Here is a 16,016-nt window from a genome sequence, read left to right on the forward strand (position 1 = left end):
GGCCCGATTCATTTCGGCTCAGGCCGCCGGTGCCGTCGGTACCGACGGGCTGCGCGGCGACAGCGCCTGCGCCAGCGCGACGTAGTCGGCCACCGGCACTTCCTCGGCGCGACGCTGCAGGTCGAACGCGGGCACGCCCTCGCGGCCTTCCAGCCAGCGGCCGAGCGTGTTGCGCAGCACCTTGCGCCGCTGCGAGAAGGCGACCGTCACCAGTTCGCCCAGCAGCGCTGCGTCCAGCGCCGGCGCCACCGCCTTGGGCACCACCCGCACCACGGCCGAATCCACCCGCGGCGGCGGATCGAAGCATTCCGGCGGCACGTCGATCAGCGACTCGACGTCCTGGCGCCACTGCAGCATCACCGACAGCCGGCCGTAGTCCTTGCTGCCGGGCGCGGCGGCCATGCGGTCGACCACCTCCTTCTGCAGCATGAAGTGCTGGTCCTCGATCAGGTCGACCGCGTCCTGCAGGTGGAACAGGATCGGGCTGGAGATGTTGTAGGGCAGGTTGCCGATCACGCGCAGCCGCCGGCCGCTGCCCGGGGCCGCGCCCAGCGACTCGGCCAGCGCGCGGAAGTCGACCTTCAGCACGTCGGACTCGACCACGTTCAGCTCGGGGCGGCGGCGCAGCCGCGCGGCGAGGTCGCGGTCGAGCTCGATGACGGTCAGGCGCTCGCAGCGCTCGACGACCGGATCGGTCATCGCGCCCATGCCGGGGCCGATCTCGACCAGGATCTCGTCGGGGCGCGGATCGATGGCGCGCACGATCGCGTCGAGGATGCTGCTGTCGGTCAGGAAATGCTGGCCGAAGCGCTTGCGGGGAATGTGCTTCAAGGTAGGGGGCCCGCGCGGGCGGGCCGTCAGGCAGGTTGGGGGCGGGGCGGCGTCACTGGCCGGGCGGATCGCGCAGCTCGACGTAGGCGCGCGCGCGCACGTCGCGGGCCCATTCGGCGTAGGCCTCGTCGGTCTTCTGCTCGCGCAGCGCGCTGCGGGCCATCTCGCGCTGCTCGCGCACGTCCAGGCGCACGTCGCGGCGCTCGAGCAGCTGGATCAGGTGCACGCCGAAGCGCGAGACCACCGGATCGGACACGCTGCCCGGGCGCAGCGCCGACAGCGCCTGCTCGAACTCCGGCACGAACTGGCCGGGGCCGGCCCAGCCGAGGTCGCCGCCCTGCGGCGCGCTGCCGTCCTCGGAATACTGGCGCGCGAGCTCGTCGAAGCGGGCGGTGCCGGCCTCGATCTGGCGTTTCCAGCCGCTCATGCGGCGCACGATGGTCTCCTGCGTCAGCCCGGCGTTCGGGCGCAGCAGGATGTGGCGGGCGTGCTGCTGGGTGACGGTCAGCGCGGCGTCGCGGCGCTCGATCAGCTTCAGGACGTGCAGGCCGGCGCCCGAGCGCAGCACCTGCGGCGCGACCTCGCCGGGGCGCAGCGGCGCCAGCGCCTCGACGAAGAGATCGGGCAGCCGGTCGGCGCGGCGCAGGCCGAGCTCGCCGCCGTTGTCCTTCGCGGCGTCGGAGTACTGGCGCACCAGCGTGGCGAAGTCCTCGCCGGCGCGCAGGCGCTGCAGGATCGCCACCGCGGTCTGGCGCTTCTGCGCGACCACGTCGGGCGGCGCGCTCTCCGGCAGCGACAGCAGGATCTGCGCGACGTTGTATTCGGTGGCCGCGCCGTTCTTCGCACGCTGCTCGACCAGCCAGGACTCGATCTCGGCGTCGCCGATGCGGATGCGGCTCTGCACCTCGCGCTCGCGCACCCGCTCGAGCAGGATCTGGTCGCGCAGCATGTCGCGGAAGCGCACGTAGTCCAGCCCCTCGCTGCGCAGGCGCTCGCGCAGCTGCATCACGCCGAGCTGGTTCTGCGCCGCGACGTTGGCGACCGCGCGGTCGATCTCGGACTCGTCGACGCGGGTGCCGCTCTCGCGGGCCTGGCTGAGCTGGGCGCGCTCGTCGATCAGCTGGTCGAGCACCTCGCGCTGCAGCGTGTCGCGGTCGGGCAGGCGCGCGTTGCCGCGCGCAGCGTCCTTCTCGATGCGCTGGACGCGCTGCTGCACCTCGCTGTTGGTGACCAGCTCGCGGTTGACCACCGCGACGATGTAGTCGCCGCTGCGCCGGCCGGCGGGCGCGGCCGGCTCGGTCGCGGCCGGCGCGGCGGGGGCCGAGGCGGCCGCGGCGGCGGGCACGGCCGCGGCCGGCGCGGGTGCGGCCGGCGTGGCCGGGGCGGTCTTCGGCGCGGGCGTGCGCGCCGGCTTGCGGGTGGCCGCGGCGCCCGGTCCGGCGCTGCTCAGCAGGGCCAGCGCCAGCAGCGCGCCGAGGCCGCGCTGCCACGGCGAGGCCGTCGCGCGGCACGGTTCGGAAGGCGGGAACGTCGTCTCGGACATGGCGGGTCAGGGGGCACCGGGGTTGTCGGCGGCAGTGCCGCGCGGGTCGCGCAGCATCTGGTAACCGGGAATATTGTCCTTCAACAGCGACAGCGGGTTGCTGCCGGCGCTCAGGCGGGACAGGCCGACGAACTCGATCTGCAGCATCAGCTGCGTCGAGGCGTTCTGCGCGCTGGTGGACTGGCGTCGCGCCGCGAAGCGGCCGATCCAGCAGCCGGCGTCGTACTCGAGGCCGAGGATGGCGCTGCTCATGCGGCGGTCCTGCAGGCTGTAGTCGAGGCCGCCGACGCCGTAGAGCCGGCCGCGGCACTCGCCGGTCGGCGAGGCGGACGGGCGGGCGGCGGCCGCCGCGGCGCTGCCGCCCATCAGCCGGGCCAGCGGGCTGGCCAGGTCCGACAGCGGCCACTGCCAGGCCAGCGCCAGCTGCTCGCTGGCGCCGCGCTTGAGGCGGTGGCTGAGGTAGATCGAATGCAGCGGCTCCGGCGCCCAGCGCACGCTGGTGATGGTGCGCACGAGGCGGTCGGTGTCGGTGTTGAACTGCAGCGAGGTGTCGAAGGTCCACGACGGCACCAGGCCGACCGAGGCCTGCAGCAGCACGTCGGAGAAGCGGCTCGACAGCGGCACGCCGTCGGCGGTGATGCGCTGGTCGCGCAGCAGGTAGCGCTGCGCGATGCCGAAGCGCGCCAGCTCGGCGCCGCTGCTGCGGTCGAGGTAGCGCGTGGTCAGGCCGGCGGTGACCTGGTTGGCGTCCGAGACGCGGTCGACGCCGGAGAAGACGTTGTCCGAGAACACCGTCGTGGCGTTGAAGTCGAGCGCGGCGCTGTCGAAGTTGGGCAGCGCCGACTGGTCGCGCCACGGCGTGATCGCGTAGAGCAGCCGCGGCTCGAGCGTCTGCACCAGCGCGCGGCCGAAGCCCGCGGTCTCGCGCTCCAGCGTCCAGGCGCTGTCGAGGCTGAAGCCGGGAATCGTGCGGCTGGCGTGGCGCCGGCCGTCGCTCATCGGCGTGTCGGTCTGGTAGCTGGCGCTGTTGAGGCTCAGCTTCGGCGTGACCCGCCAGCCGGCGTCGCCCAGCGGCAGCGCGACCTGGCCGAGCAGGTGGGCGCGGCTGCCCTGGATCTGCGTCGTGTCGACGTTGGTGAAGCGGTTGGCTTCGGTCTGCAGCGACCACTGCAGCGCGCCGCCGTGATCGCTCCACTGCACGCCGACCTGCGGCGCGCGCTGGTAGGGCGTGGCGATGCGCGTGCCCGAGGCGCTGTCCTGCAGCAGCTGCCACTGCTGCACGCGGGCGTAGAAGCGCTGCTCGACGTCGCCGAGCCAGCCGCCGGTGCGCAGCAGCCGGGTCTGCCCGAGGCGGCCGCTGCTCGACAGCAGCCGCGGCGTCAGCGATTCGGCGCCGCGCAGGCCGTCCTTCCAGTAGTCGCCGTCGGACGCCCGCAGCACGCTCCAGTCGTAGCGCAGGCCGCCGGCGAGGTCGAGGCTGCCGCGCTGGGCCGAACGGAGCGCCCAGCGTGCCTGGCCGGTCTGCAGGTCCTTGGGCAGCGCGAACAGGTTGGCCTCGCCGCTCCAGCCGGGCTGCAGGTAGCGGTATTCGGTCTCGAGCGCCGCGCCGCGCTTGCTCATCAGCGTCGGCGTGAGCGTCATGTCCTGGTCGGGCGCGATGTTCCAGTAGTACGGCGCCGACAGGCCCAGGCCGCTGTTGCTGGAGGTGCTGATCATCGGCGGCAGCCAGCCGGACTTGCGCGCGTCGGTGACCGGGAAGCTCATCACCGGCAGCGCCAGGATCGGCACGCCCTGGAAGCGCAGCACCGCGCCTTCGGCCACGCCCTCGTTGGCGTCGAAGTCCAGGCGCACCCGCCGCGTCGTCAGCACCCAGGCCGGCGTCTCGCCGTCGACCAGATCGCAGCTGCTGTAGGCGGCGGCGCGCACCACCATGCGGTTGCGGCCGATGAAGTCGACCCGCTCGGCGCGGCCGCCGGCCTGCGTGCGGCCGAGGTAGAAGCGCGGCGACAGGAAATAGCCTTCCTGGTGCTCGGTCTGCAGGTCCAGCTCGGTGCCGAGAAAGTGGCCGTCGTCGCGGTCCAGGCGCACCGAGCCGCTGGCGCGCACCCGGTCGTCGTCCTGCAGGTACTCGATGCGGTCGGCCTGCAGCGACAGCACGCCGCGGCGCAGCGTCGCGCGGCCCTCGGCCAGCAGCGAGCGGCCGGTCTGGCCGCTGAGCCGGTCGGCCTCGACCTGCACCTGCTCGGCGTCCGCGCCGCCGGCCTCGCCGGTCCACGGCAGCTGCAGGCCGCCGCCCTCGCGCACCCAGGCCGGCGCGCCGGGGCGGCACGCGGCCGGTGCGCCGGCCTGCGCATGCGCGCCGGCGGCCGCACCGCTGAGCGCCAGCAGCAGCAGGCAGGCACGGGTCACGGGGCGGAGCGCGCCGGGCAGGCGGCGGCAGGGCAGGGCGTTTTCGGTCGGCAACGGCACGGCAGACGGCGGCAGGGGGCCGCCGGGGCGGCTCGCTAGAATCAGCCGATTATTTCACGCAGCCCCGTTCCGCCCGTGACCACCGCCGATTCCCAGCCCACCTCGTCCGCTCCGTCGTCTTCCTCCACCGAGATCGCCTGGAGCGATGACGCGCGCCGCGCGGCCTTCGCGCAGTGGCTGGCCGTGCAGGCCGCCGCGCATGGCCTGGACGCCGCCAGCGTGCGCCCGGCCAGCGCCGACGCGAGCTTCCGCCGCTATTTCCGCGTCGATGCGGCCGACGGCTCCGGCCGCAGCCTGGTCATCATGGACGCGCCGCCCAGCCACGAGGACTGCCGCCCCTTCGTGCAGGTCGCCGGCCTGCTGGGCACGGCCGGGCTGAACGCGCCCGAGGTGCTGGCCTGGGACGAGGCGCAGGGCTTCCTGCTGCTGACCGACCTGGGCGCGCGCACGCTGCTGGCCGAGCTGCAGGCGCAGGACTTCTCCACCCGCGAGGGCCTGAAGGCGGCCGACACGCTGTACCGCGGCGCGCTCGACGCGCTGATCGGGCTGCAGAAGATCGACGCGCAGGCGCAGGTGCCGGCCTACGACCGCGCGCTGCTGCGCCGCGAGCTCGACCTCTTCCCCGAGTGGTACGTCGCGCGCCACTGCGGCGTGACGCTGGACGCCAAGCAGGCGGAGCAGCTGGAGAAGTGCTTCGAGCTGATCCTGAAGACCTGCGAGGCCCAGCCGGCCGTGCTGGTGCACCGCGACTTCCACAGCCGCAACCTGATGGTGAACGTCGATGGCGACGCGACCCGGCCCGGCATCCTCGACTTCCAGGACGCGGTCTGGGGCCCGGTGACCTATGACGTGGTCTCGCTGCTGCGCGACGCCTACATCGAGTGGGACGAGGCGATCCAGATCGACTGGGCTGCCCGCTACTGGGAGCGTGCCCGCAAGGCCGGCGTGCCGGTGCAGGAGGACTTCGGCCTGTTCTGGCGCGACCTCGAGTGGATGGGCCTGCAGCGCCACCTGAAGGTGCTGGGCATCTTCGCGCGCCTGTCCCACCGCGACGGCAAGGACGGCTACCTGAAGGACCTGCCGCTGGTCTGGCGCTATGCGCACCACGTGGCGATGCGCTACTCGGTGCTGACGCCGCTGGCGCGCCTGCTGGAGCAGCTCGGCGACGTCAAGGCCGAGGACGGCTACACCTTCTGATGCCCGCCCGGACGCCGCAGTGAACCGCCTGACGGCCTTCGGCCGCGATCTCTCCGTGTCGGCGGTCGTCGCCGGCTTCGTGGCGATGCTGGTCGGCGTGACCAGCTCCATCGTCGTCGTCTTCCAGGCCGCGCAGGCGCTCGGCGCCGATGCGGCGCAGGTCACGTCCTGGATCTGGGCCACCTGCATCGGCACCGGCCTGACCAGCCTGGGTCTGAGCGTCTGGTACCGCCGCCCGGTGCTGACCGCCTGGTCGACGCCCGGCGCGGCGATGCTGGTCAGCGCCGCCGCCGGCGTCACGCTGCCCGAGGCGATCGGCGGCTTCGTGGTCTCGGCGCTGCTGATCGCGCTGTCGGGCGCCACCGGCCTGTTCGCGCGGGTGATGGACCGCATTCCGCAGCCGCTGGCCGCCGGGCTGCTGGGCGGCGTGCTGGCGCGCTTCGCGCTCGACGCCTTCGCGGCGATGCATGGCGATCCGCTGCTGGTCGGCACGATGTTCCTGGCCTACCTGCTCGGGCGGCGGCTGTGGCCGCGCTATGCGGTGCCGGGCGTGCTGCTGACGGGCCTCGTGGTGGCGGCCGGCACCGGGCGCATGCACCTGGAGACGGTCGACTGGCGCCTGGGCGCCCCCGTCTGGATGGCGCCGGAATTCACCTGGCGCGGCCTGTTCAGCGTCGCGCTGCCGCTCTTCGTCGTGACGATGGCCTCGCAGAACCTGCCCGGCGTGGCGGCGCAGAAGGCCGCCGGCTACGACACGCCGGTCTCGCCGGTCATCGCCACCACCGGCGTGGCCACGCTGCTGCTGGCGCCCTTCGGCGGCTACGCGCTCAACTTGGCGGCGATCACCGCGTCGATCTGCATGAGCCGCGAGGCGCACGAGGATCCGGCGCGGCGCTGGCCGTCGTCCGTGATGGCCGGGATCTTCTATCTGGCTGTGGGGCTGGCGGCCGGCGCGGTGGCCGGGCTGCTGGGCGCCTTCCCGAAGGCGATGGTGCTGGCGGTGGCGGGCTTCGCGCTGCTGGGCACGATCGGCGGGGGGCTGGCCGCGGCGATGGGCGATCTCACCTGGCGCGAGCCGGCGCTGGTGACCTTCCTGGTCACGCTCAGCGGCCTGTCGATGGCGGGCATCGGCTCGGCCTTCTGGGGCGTGGTCGCCGGCACGCTGTGCGTGGCGGTGATGCGGCTGCGCGCGGGCTGAGCCCGTCGCGGCAGGGCCGCGCGGGCTGTGCAACACTGCGCCGGATTCCCTCCCGCCAGCCTGCCCGCACGCACGACCATGGACCTGCTCTTCGTTGCCGACCCGATCGAAACGTTCAAGACCCACAAGGACTCGACCTTCGCGATGATGCGCGAGGCCGCCCGGCGCGGCCACCGCCTGATCGTCTGCGAGCCGAGCGACCTGGTGTGGACGCGCGGCCACCGCGTCGTCGCCCGGCGTGCGCGCACGCTGGCGCTGACCGGGCGCGAGCAGGCCGACTGGTTCGAGGTGCTGGCCGAAGGCGAATGCGTCCTGGCCGAGACCGGCGCGGTGCTGATGCGCAAGGATCCGCCCTTCGACGCCGAGTACATCTACGCCACCCACCTGCTGCAGCAGGCCGAGCGCGAGGGCGCGCGCGTCTTCAACCGGCCGTCCGCGCTGCGCGACCACCCCGAGAAGCTCGCCATCCTGGAGTTTCCCGAGCTGATCGGCCCGACGCTGGTGACCCGCCAGCCCGAGGCGATCCGCGCCTTCCACGCCGAGCACCGGGACATCATCCTCAAGCCGCTCGACGGCATGGGCGGCATGGGCATCTTCCGGGTCGGTCCGGACGGCATGAACCTGGGCTCGATCATCGAGACGCTGACCGACGACGGCGCCACCACCATCATGGTGCAGCGCTTCCTGCCGGAGATCGCGCAGGGCGACAAGCGCATCCTGCTGATCGGCGGCATGCCGGTGCCCTTCGCGCTGGCACGCATTCCTCAGGGCGGCGAGGTGCGCGGCAATCTGGCCGCCGGCGGGCGAGGCGTGGCGCAGCCGCTGTCGCGCCGCGACCGCGAGCTGGCCGAGCACCTGGGCCCGATCCTGGCCGCGCGCGGCCTGCTGCTGGTGGGGCTCGACGTGATCGGCGAATGCGTCACCGAGATCAACGTCACCAGCCCGACCTGCTTCCAGGAGATCACCCAGCAGACCGGCTTCGACGTGGCGGCGATGTTCGTCGACGCGCTGGAGGCGGCGCTGCGCGACCGCGAGGCCTGAACGAAAAAAAGGGCCGCACCCCGGACGAGGGATGCGGCCCGCAAGGCCCGCATGGGCAGGGGTCTCGAGAGAGGAGGCTCAGCGTTCCTTGCGCAGCGCGCCGGTCACGCTGCTGCCGCTGGGCAGCATGAAGACGGTGTAGACGCCCTTGGCCGACAGCGTCACGTCGCCGAGGCTGTACAGCGCGGTCGACAGCGTGGTGTCGGTGACCTCGATCGACGAGCTCGATCCGGCCGTCACGCTGGTGTAGCCCGAGGCCTGGCCGAGCGCGATGTTCTCGGCGACGGCGGAGTAGTTCGTCGTCAGCGTCAGCGGGTTGCTGTCGGTCGAGGCGCCGTGGATCAGGCGGATCTTCGCGCTGGTGCTGCTGGTGGGCAGGCGGTTGTCGTCGCTGATCACGCTCAGGCTGGCGCTGGCGGCCGGGCCCCAGACCATCAGCGTCGAGTCGCTGCCGGCCGCCAGCGTGATCGCCGAGGTCGACAGACTCGCGCCGTTGACGGTGATCGTCGGCGTGGCGCTGCCGGCCTTGACCAGCGCGTAGCTGCCGATGGCAGGCGACGTGACCGAGGTGGCCAGCGTGCTGCCGTTGAAGGCGGCGCCGACCGTGCCGCTGCTGGCGACGGCCGAGACCAGGCGCACCCGTGCCAGATCGGTGTCGAGCGCGGTGATCGTGCCGCCCTGGCGCACCAGCAGGCTGTTGACCAGCACGCCGCCGCTGGTCGGCGTGACCACCAGCGCGTAGACGCCCTGGCTGTCGAGCGTCATGCTGCCCGCGTCCAGACGCAGGTCGGTGGTGCTGCCGGCCGCGGCGATGCGCAGCCGGTAGGTGCCGCTGCCGACGGTGGTGTAGCTGCCGCTGCTGCTGCCGGCGCTGACGGCGGAGGCCACCAGCGTGGCGCTGTCCAGCGTGTCGCTGCTGCCGCTGATGTAGACGTCGACGCTGCCGGCATCCGGCGAGGCGTTGAACACCAGCAGCTTGGCCCGGCCGGACGACGGCGCGCTCTCGCTGTCGCTGAGCTGTGCGGTCTTCAGGCTGCCGTCGGCCTGGTAGGCGATGACGGTGGTGCCGTGGTCGCTGCTGAGCGAGCGCGAGACGCTGCTGAGAGCGGTGGTCGAGCCGGTGCGCGTCAGTGTCGTCGTGTGGCTGCCGTCCTCGAAGCCGATGTAGCCGCTGGTCTGGCCGTAGGCGATGGCCGAGCTGCGCAGCTCGTCGTCGACGTAGAGGTCGAGCGCACCGTAGTTCGTGCTGGCATTGATGACGCGCACAGTGGCGTCGTCGTCGGAGGAGGAGCCGCCGCAGCCGCCGATCAGGGCGACGGCGGCGGACAGCAGCAGGGCGTGGAGCCAGCGCAGCGAGGTCATGTCAGGGCAGGGGTCCGGAGTCGGGAATGCCCCGAGTGGACCTGTGCCCTTTCAAGCCTTGATTGCCGAGCGTGTCGACCCGGTCGCCGGATCGTGAAGAAGATCCCTGCCGCGATCAGGGGCGGGCGACCGTTCAGAAGCTTTCCCAGCTGTCGACCGAACCGCTGTCGTGGCTCGCGGCCACCGGGGCCGGCGCGGGAGCCGGTCGTGCCGCCGGTCGCGGGGCGGGTGCCGTGGCCACCGGAGCCGGAGCAGGGCGGGGTGCCGGGGCCGGGGGGGCTGAGCGGGGCGGAGCGCTGCGCGGGCGGGCGGACGCCGCGGGCGTGACGGCGGCCGTCGCGTCGATGCGGAAGCGCTGCACCGCCGCGTCCAGGCGCTCGGCCTCCTCGCGCAGGCCGTCGGCGGCGGCCGCGCTTTCCTCGACCAGCGCCGCGTTGCGCTGCGTCATCTCGTCGAGGTGGCTGATGGCGTGGTTGACGTGCTGGATGCCGCTGTTCTGCTCGGCGGCCGAGGCGGTGATGCGGCCGATCATCTCGGAGACGCGCTGCACCGAGCCGACCAGCTCGTCCATCGCCTGTCCGGCCTCCTCGACCAGCCGAGCGCCCTGCTCGACGGTGCCGGTCGAGGCCTGGATCAGCGTCTTGATCTCGCGCGCCGCCGCGGCCGAGCGCTGCGCGAGGTTGCGCACCTCGCTGGCCACCACCGCGAAGCCGCGGCCCTGCTCGCCGGCGCGGGCGGCTTCCACCGCGGCGTTCAGCGCCAGGATGTTGGTCTGGAAGGCGATGCCGTCGATCACGCCGATGATGTCGCCGATGCGCCGGCTCGACGAGGAGATCTCCTGCATGTTGCTGACCACCTGGCTGACGACCTGGCCGCCGCGCTCGGCGGCGGTGGCGGCCGAGCCGGCCAGGCGGTTGGCCTCCTCGGCGGCCTCGACGCTCTGGTGCACCGTCTGCGTCAGCTCGCCCATCGAGCCGGCGGTGTCCTGCAGGTTGCTGGCCGTCTGCTCGGTGCGCTGCGACAGGTCGAGGTTGCCGGCGGCGATCTCGGTGCTGGCGGTCTTCAGGGTGCCGGCGCTGCCGCGCACCTCGCCGACGAGCTGGCGCAGCGAGGCGGTCATGCGCTCGAGGCCGCGCATCAGGTCGCCGAGCTCGTCGCCGCGGCTGGTGTCGATGCGCGCCGTCAGGTCTCCGCCGGCGATGCGCTCGGTGGTGTCGATGGCCTCGCGGATCGGCTGCAGGATCGAGCGCGACATGCGCCAGGTCGACACCAGCAGCAGCGCGACCAGGCCGAGCATCATGCCGGTGACGATCTGCACCGTGGTCATGCGCGAGCGGGCGACCTCGCCCGAGAACTGCTCGACCTGGGCCTTCTGCGTCTGCACGAAGGCCTGCTGCGCGTTCATGTAGTCCTGGAGCCGGTCGCGCAGGCCGCGCATGCGGGTCTCGTCGATCGCCTCGCCGCCGGCCTGGGCAGCGGCGAGCTGCTTGCGCAGGTCCACATAGACCTTGCGGGTCTCGGCCACCTTGTCCAGCGCGGCCTTCTCGTCCGGGCGCTGCGCGCTCTCCTCGATGCCCTTCTGGATCTCGGTGATGCGCGCCGAGGTGGCCTCCATCTCGGCCTTGATCCTGCCGCCCAGCGCGGTGTCGGTGCTGGCCAGCACCGTCAGCGCGCGTGCGGCGTTGGCCTCGGTCAGCGCGGCCCATTGCGCGGCGCGGTCGAGGTGCGAGTCCAGCTGCTGCTCGACCTGCCGGCCCTGCTCGATCTGGCCCCGGGTGCGCACGCTGACCGAGACGGCGACGATGCCGATGACCACGGCGGCCAGGACGGTGGGCAGCCACAGGCGCCGGTTCAGGGAGTTCTTCTTCATCGTGGTCTTCTTCGTGTGGAGAGAGCGGTGAGGCGCGTGACGGGTGCGGCGGAGGCAGACCGTTTCGCGCTTCCGCAGCAAGTCGGCTGAAGTGGGCTCCGACTGGAGCGAGCGAGGAGCACAACAGCCGGGTCGCTGCGGCGCAATTCCGCCTTTCCTCCCTTCGGGGGGAGGTCGAGCATCGCCACTCTGTGCGAGCCCCGAGCAAGGAGCCCCTGCCATGCTGTCCTGGCTGATCAAGATCGATCGTCTCGTCCCGGTGCGCTACCTGACGCTGGCGGTCTGCGTGCTGATGGTGCTGGCCGGTGCGCTGGCCTGGTGGCTGGCCCATGGCGCCGGACCGTGGCTGCTGCTGGTCGGCGGCGCCGGCACGCTGCTGGGGGTGCGCGACCTGCGCCAGACCCAGCGCTCGGTGCTGCGCAACTACCCGGTGCTGGGCCACATGCGCTACTGGCTCGAGTTCATCCGGCCGGAGATCCGCCAGTACTTCATCGAGAGCGACAACGAGGCCGCGCCCTTCTCGCGCCAGCAGCGCTCGCTGGTCTACCAGCGCGCCAAGGGCGATCCGGACAAGCGCCCCTTCGGCACGCAGGTCGACGTGCATGCCGAGGGCCACGAGTGGATCAACCACTCGCTGGCGCCGACGACGCTGGACTCGCACGACTTCCGGGTGCTGATCGGCGGCCCGAACTGCCTGCAGCCCTACAGCGCCAGCGTCTTCAACATCTCGGCGATGAGCTTCGGCGCGCTCAGCGCCAACGCCATCCTCGCGCTCAACGGCGGCGCGAAGAAGGGCGGCTTCATGCACGACACCGGCGAGGGCTCGATCAGCGCCTACCACCGCAGCCACGGTGGCGACCTGGTCTGGGAGATCGGCTCGGGCTACTTCGGCTGCCGCGACGCGCAGGGCCGCTTCAGCGAGGAGAAGTTCGTCGCCAACGCCACCTCGCCGCAGGTCAGGCTCATCGAGATCAAGCTGTCGCAGGGCGCCAAGCCCGGCCACGGCGGCGTGCTGCCCGGCCCGAAGGTCACGCCGGAGATCGCCGAGACCCGCGGCGTGGCCGCGGGCGAGGACTGCGTGTCGCCGGCGGCGCACACCGAGTTCGGCACGCCGGTCGAGCTGCTGCTCTTCCTGTCGCGGCTGCGCCGGCTCTCGGGCGGCAAGCCGGTCGGCTTCAAGCTCTGCATCGGCCATCCCTGGGAATGGTTCGCGATCTGCAAGGCCATGCTGGAGACGGGCCTGACGCCGGACTTCATCGTCGTCGACGGCGCCGAGGGCGGCACCGGCGCGGCGCCGCTGGAGTTCTCCGACCATGTCGGCGCGCCGCTGCAGGAGGGGCTGCTGCTGGTGCACAACACGCTGGTCGGCCTGAACCTGCGCGACCGCATCCGGCTGGGCGCCTCGGGCAAGATCGTCAGCGCCTTCGACATCGCCCGCGCGATGGCGCTGGGCGCGGACTGGTGCAACTCGGCGCGCGGCTTCATGTTCGCGCTGGGCTGCATCCAGGCCCAGCACTGCCACACCGGCGCCTGCCCCACCGGCGTGGCCACCCAGGATCCGCAGCGCCAGCAGGCGCTGGTGGTGCCCGACAAGATCGAGCGGGTGGCGCGCTACCACCGCAACACGCTGCACGCGCTGCAGGAGCTGGTGCAGGCCGCCGGCCTGCACCATCCGGGCGAGATCACGGCCGCGCACATCGTGCGCCGCGTCGCCAACGACCAGGTGCGGCTGCTGCGCAACCAGCTCTGCTTCCTCGAGCCGGGCGAGCTGCTGGCCGCTGCCCGCGGCGAGGGCGACTGGCCGCACAACGTCTACCGGGTCTACTGGCCGATCGCGCGCGCCGACAGCTTCCAGCCGGTCGAGACCGAAGGTGCCGCGCCGCACCGGCCGGTCGGCGCGCTGCCGCGCCGGGTCGTGCCGCTGCACCCGGTCGCGGAGAGCGCCGGCCGCTGAGCCGCGCTGCGGCCGGCCTTCAGTCGCTCAGCACGATCACCGCGACGCGGCGGTTCTGCGTCCGGCCGGCCTCGGTGGCGTTGTCGGCGATCGGGCGGGTCGCGCCCAGGCCGCGCGCCTGCAGGCCGGCGGCCGGGAAGCCGCGCGATTCCATCTCGCGCGCCACCACCTCGGCGCGGCGCAGCGACAGGCGCTGGTTGACCGCGGCGTCGCCGACGCTGTCGGTATGGCCCTCGATGCGCACCCGCGTCAGGCCGACCTTCACCAGCGACTCCGTCAGCCGCGCCACGGTCTCGGTCTCGCCGGCGCCGAGCCGGTCGGCGCCGAAGCCGAACAGCACGCGGCTGCCCATGCTCAGCGTCCAGCCCTCGTCGGTCTCGACGAAGCCGAGGTCGCGCATCGTGCGCACCTGTTCCGGGCTGAACTTCGGGGCTGGCGGTGGCGGGGGCGTCGCGCAGCCGCTGGCCAGCGCCGCCAGCGTCAGGCCCAGGGTCATCATCCGCCGTCGCGAGGTCCGGGCGGGCAGGGGGAGCGAGAACATCTTCTTTTCTCCAGGGGAGCAGGTCAGGTCGCGGCGCCCTCGGGGCTGCCGCGCAGGGGCCGGCGATGCTGCCGTCCGGCCTGCTTGGCGCGATACATCGCGCGGTCGGCGGTGTCGAGCAACGCCGGAATCGTGTCGCCGTCCTGCGGGAAGGTCGCGATGCCCGCGCTCAGGCCGCAGCGGAAGCAGCCCGACTCGCCGAGATCGAAGGGCACCTGCATGATCCGGCCGATCTCGCGCGCGATGCGGCGCGCGTCGTCGACCTGGCGCAGCGGCTGCAGCAGCACCGCGAACTCGTCGCCGCCGAGCCGGGCGACGACGTCGCCCTCGCGCACCACCGCACGCAGCCGCTCGGCCATCTGCACCAGCAGCCGGTCGCCGGCGGCATGGCCGGCGGTGTCGTTGACGGCCTTGAAGCCATCGGCATCGAGGTAGAGCACGCCGAAGGGCTGGCCGTGCTGCTGCGAGGCCAGCAGCGCCTGCTCGAGGCGCTGCTGGAAGCTCGCCCGGTTGGCCAGCCCGGTCAGCGCGTCATGCCAGGCGCGCTGCGACAGGCTGTCGCGGTCCTGCTGCAGATGGCGGTGATGCACGTCGATCTCGGCCAGCATCGCGTTGAAGTCCTCGCCCAGCGCATGCAGCTCGGCGATCGGCGCGGCCGGCGCGCGCCGGTCGAAGGCGCGCTCGCAGCGGATCGAGCGCGTCAGCGCCGCCAGCCGGTCGATCGGCTCGACGATCGAGCGCTCGAGCCGGCGCGTCATCAGCGAGGCCACGCCCAGCGTCGCGGTCACGCACAGCAGACCCGCGCCCAGCCCCCAGAGCAGCAGCTCGATGAAGTCGCTGCCCTCGCCGCTGAGCTGCACCTCGCCGATGCGCCGGCCGTTGCCGTCGAGCACCGGGGCGCTGGCATGGTCGTGCATCAGCGTCTGGCCGATGCCGGCCTGCAGCGCGGCCAGCCCGGTGGGCGCCGGCGGGCGCAGCTCGACCAGCACCTGGCCGTCTGGCAGCACCACCCGCAGCAGGCCGAGCTTCTCGCGCCGCTGGATCGGCTGCAGCACCTCCCGGATCGCGTCGAGGTCGCGGAACATGACCGCCGCCTCGATCGAGTAGCCGGTGGCTCGTGCCAGCAGCTCCAGATGGCGTGCCTGCATCGAGCCCAGCACCGCATGGCCGATCAGGCCCAGCAGCAGGCCGAACAGCAGCAGCGTCACCGACGCGACCTGCCAGTGACCGCGCCGCAGCACCCGCGCCAGGGTCGGTCGCGCCGTCATGGCATGCCCCCTTCGCCGCGCGGCTGGCCCAGGCGCAGCACCTGCGGATGAACCTTCAGGCCGCTGCGCGAGACGATGTCCAGATTGAGCTCGAGGCGCAGCCCCGGCGTGCTGCCGCGCGGCACCAGGCAGAACATGCCCCCGCGCGAGCAGAAGGCCGCTCCCTCGCCGATCGTCACCACCGGCAGGCCCGCCAGCCGAGGCAGCGCCGCCTCGGCCGCCGCTCCCGCGCCGAGGTAGATCACGTCGCAGTTGCCGGGCAGCTCGGCCCCGGCCGCCAGCGCCCGCACCGGCTGCATCCGGCCGGCGGGCACCTCCTCGTGCAGCTTCAGCAGGTCGGCGGCATGCAGGCTGGTGCTGCTGACGCACAGCTGCACCGGCCGCGCCGCGCCGGGCCAGCGGGTGTGGCCGATGATGCCGGCCACCGCATCGACCACCGCCAGCGGGGGCGTCGCCACCTGCGCCCGCACCGGATCCGCCTGCGGCAGCAGCAGCGCAGCCAGCATCAGAAGGCTGGAGCTGCGCTGGCGAAAGGGGGCGGAGCGGATGGACACGGCCGGCGGTCAAGGCATGGATCGTTCTCTGGAACGCGGCGGATTCTCGGTCAGGGGCCACGTTAAGACACCCTGCTTGAGTTCGCATGAATTCCGCCTGGGCGACTTTGTGCCGTGAAGAAAATCACGCGGTACCCCCAGGATCCTAGGTCGAGATGTTCGACCGGATCTGAAAAGTTGTGTCAAGC

12 protein-coding genes are annotated in these 16,016 nt (G+C 72.8%); 4 read left to right on the forward strand and 8 right to left on the reverse strand.

Going from position 1 to position 16,016, the window contains the following annotated elements:
- Positions 1-18: 18 nt before the first annotated feature.
- The 3 genes from rsmA to HNQ01_RS01935 are packed head-to-tail and all read right to left on the reverse strand — an operon-like array spanning position 19 to position 4,783.
- Entirely contained in the window at positions 19-831 is an 813-nt protein-coding gene (gene rsmA / locus HNQ01_RS01925) for a 16S rRNA (adenine(1518)-N(6)/adenine(1519)-N(6))-dimethyltransferase RsmA (protein ID WP_173803609.1), read from the reverse strand.
- A gap of 52 nt (positions 832-883) precedes the next feature.
- The gene (locus tag HNQ01_RS01930; RefSeq protein ID WP_173803610.1) at positions 884-2,374 is read right to left on the reverse strand and encodes a peptidylprolyl isomerase; all 1,491 of its coding nucleotides are present in this window, start codon (positions 2,372-2,374) and stop codon (positions 884-886) included.
- Between the two features lie 6 nt (positions 2,375-2,380).
- A complete protein-coding gene (locus tag HNQ01_RS01935) occupies positions 2,381-4,783 on the reverse strand; it encodes an LPS-assembly protein LptD (protein WP_353621622.1) in 2,403 nt (800 codons plus the stop codon).
- Between the two features lie 135 nt (positions 4,784-4,918).
- Between HNQ01_RS01935 and HNQ01_RS01940 the strand changes: the two genes are divergently transcribed.
- The 3 genes from HNQ01_RS01940 to gshB all read left to right on the forward strand — a co-directional run bounded on the left by HNQ01_RS01940 (position 4,919) and on the right by gshB (position 8,279).
- Positions 4,919-6,040, forward strand: coding sequence for an aminoglycoside phosphotransferase family protein (locus HNQ01_RS01940; protein ID WP_353621623.1), 1,122 nt, complete (start codon positions 4,919-4,921; stop codon positions 6,038-6,040).
- A gap of 28 nt (positions 6,041-6,068) precedes the next feature.
- Complete coding sequence (locus HNQ01_RS01945; protein WP_173803708.1) at positions 6,069-7,238, forward strand: benzoate/H(+) symporter BenE family transporter; 1,170 nt, start codon at positions 6,069-6,071, stop codon at positions 7,236-7,238.
- 78 nt (positions 7,239-7,316) lie between these two features.
- On the forward strand, positions 7,317-8,279 hold the full coding sequence (gene gshB, locus HNQ01_RS01950) for a glutathione synthase (protein ID WP_173803611.1): 963 nt from the start codon (positions 7,317-7,319) through the stop codon (positions 8,277-8,279).
- Between the two features lie 78 nt (positions 8,280-8,357).
- Here the strand turns inward: gshB and HNQ01_RS01955 are convergent, their stop codons facing one another.
- Both HNQ01_RS01955 and HNQ01_RS01960 read right to left on the reverse strand, forming a co-directional pair.
- Positions 8,358-9,641, reverse strand: coding sequence for a DUF4397 domain-containing protein (locus HNQ01_RS01955; RefSeq protein WP_173803612.1), 1,284 nt, complete (start codon positions 9,639-9,641; stop codon positions 8,358-8,360).
- 133 nt (positions 9,642-9,774) lie between these two features.
- On the reverse strand, positions 9,775-11,511 hold the full coding sequence (locus tag HNQ01_RS01960; RefSeq protein WP_217427363.1) for a methyl-accepting chemotaxis protein: 1,737 nt from the start codon (positions 11,509-11,511) through the stop codon (positions 9,775-9,777).
- A 220-nt stretch (positions 11,512-11,731) separates the two neighbouring features.
- Here HNQ01_RS01960 and HNQ01_RS01965 point away from each other — a divergent pair, with 220 nt between their 5' ends.
- On the forward strand, positions 11,732-13,465 hold the full coding sequence (locus HNQ01_RS01965) for an FMN-binding glutamate synthase family protein (protein ID WP_173803614.1): 1,734 nt from the start codon (positions 11,732-11,734) through the stop codon (positions 13,463-13,465).
- Between the two features lie 19 nt (positions 13,466-13,484).
- Here the strand turns inward: HNQ01_RS01965 and yfiB are convergent, their stop codons facing one another.
- The 3 genes from yfiB to yfiR are packed head-to-tail and all read right to left on the reverse strand — an operon-like array spanning position 13,485 to position 15,828.
- Positions 13,485-14,006, reverse strand: a complete 522-nt coding sequence (gene yfiB, locus HNQ01_RS01970) for an outer membrane lipoprotein YfiB (protein WP_173803615.1) — start codon at positions 14,004-14,006, stop codon at positions 13,485-13,487.
- A 23-nt stretch (positions 14,007-14,029) separates the two neighbouring features.
- Positions 14,030-15,274 (reverse strand): diguanylate cyclase DgcN/YfiN, encoded by a 1,245-nt coding sequence (dgcN, locus tag HNQ01_RS01975; protein WP_173803616.1) that lies wholly within the window; start codon positions 15,272-15,274, stop codon positions 14,030-14,032.
- On the reverse strand, positions 15,271-15,828 hold the full coding sequence (yfiR, locus tag HNQ01_RS01980) for a regulatory sequestration protein YfiR (RefSeq protein WP_173803617.1): 558 nt from the start codon (positions 15,826-15,828) through the stop codon (positions 15,271-15,273). Before yfiR ends, dgcN begins: the two co-directional genes overlap by 4 nt.
- Positions 15,829-16,016 lie beyond the last annotated feature (188 nt).

This window comes from Sphaerotilus uruguayifluvii (assembly GCF_013294065.1).
In the GTDB taxonomy this organism is placed as follows: Bacteria; Pseudomonadota; Gammaproteobacteria; order Burkholderiales; family Burkholderiaceae_C; genus Sphaerotilus; species Sphaerotilus uruguayifluvii.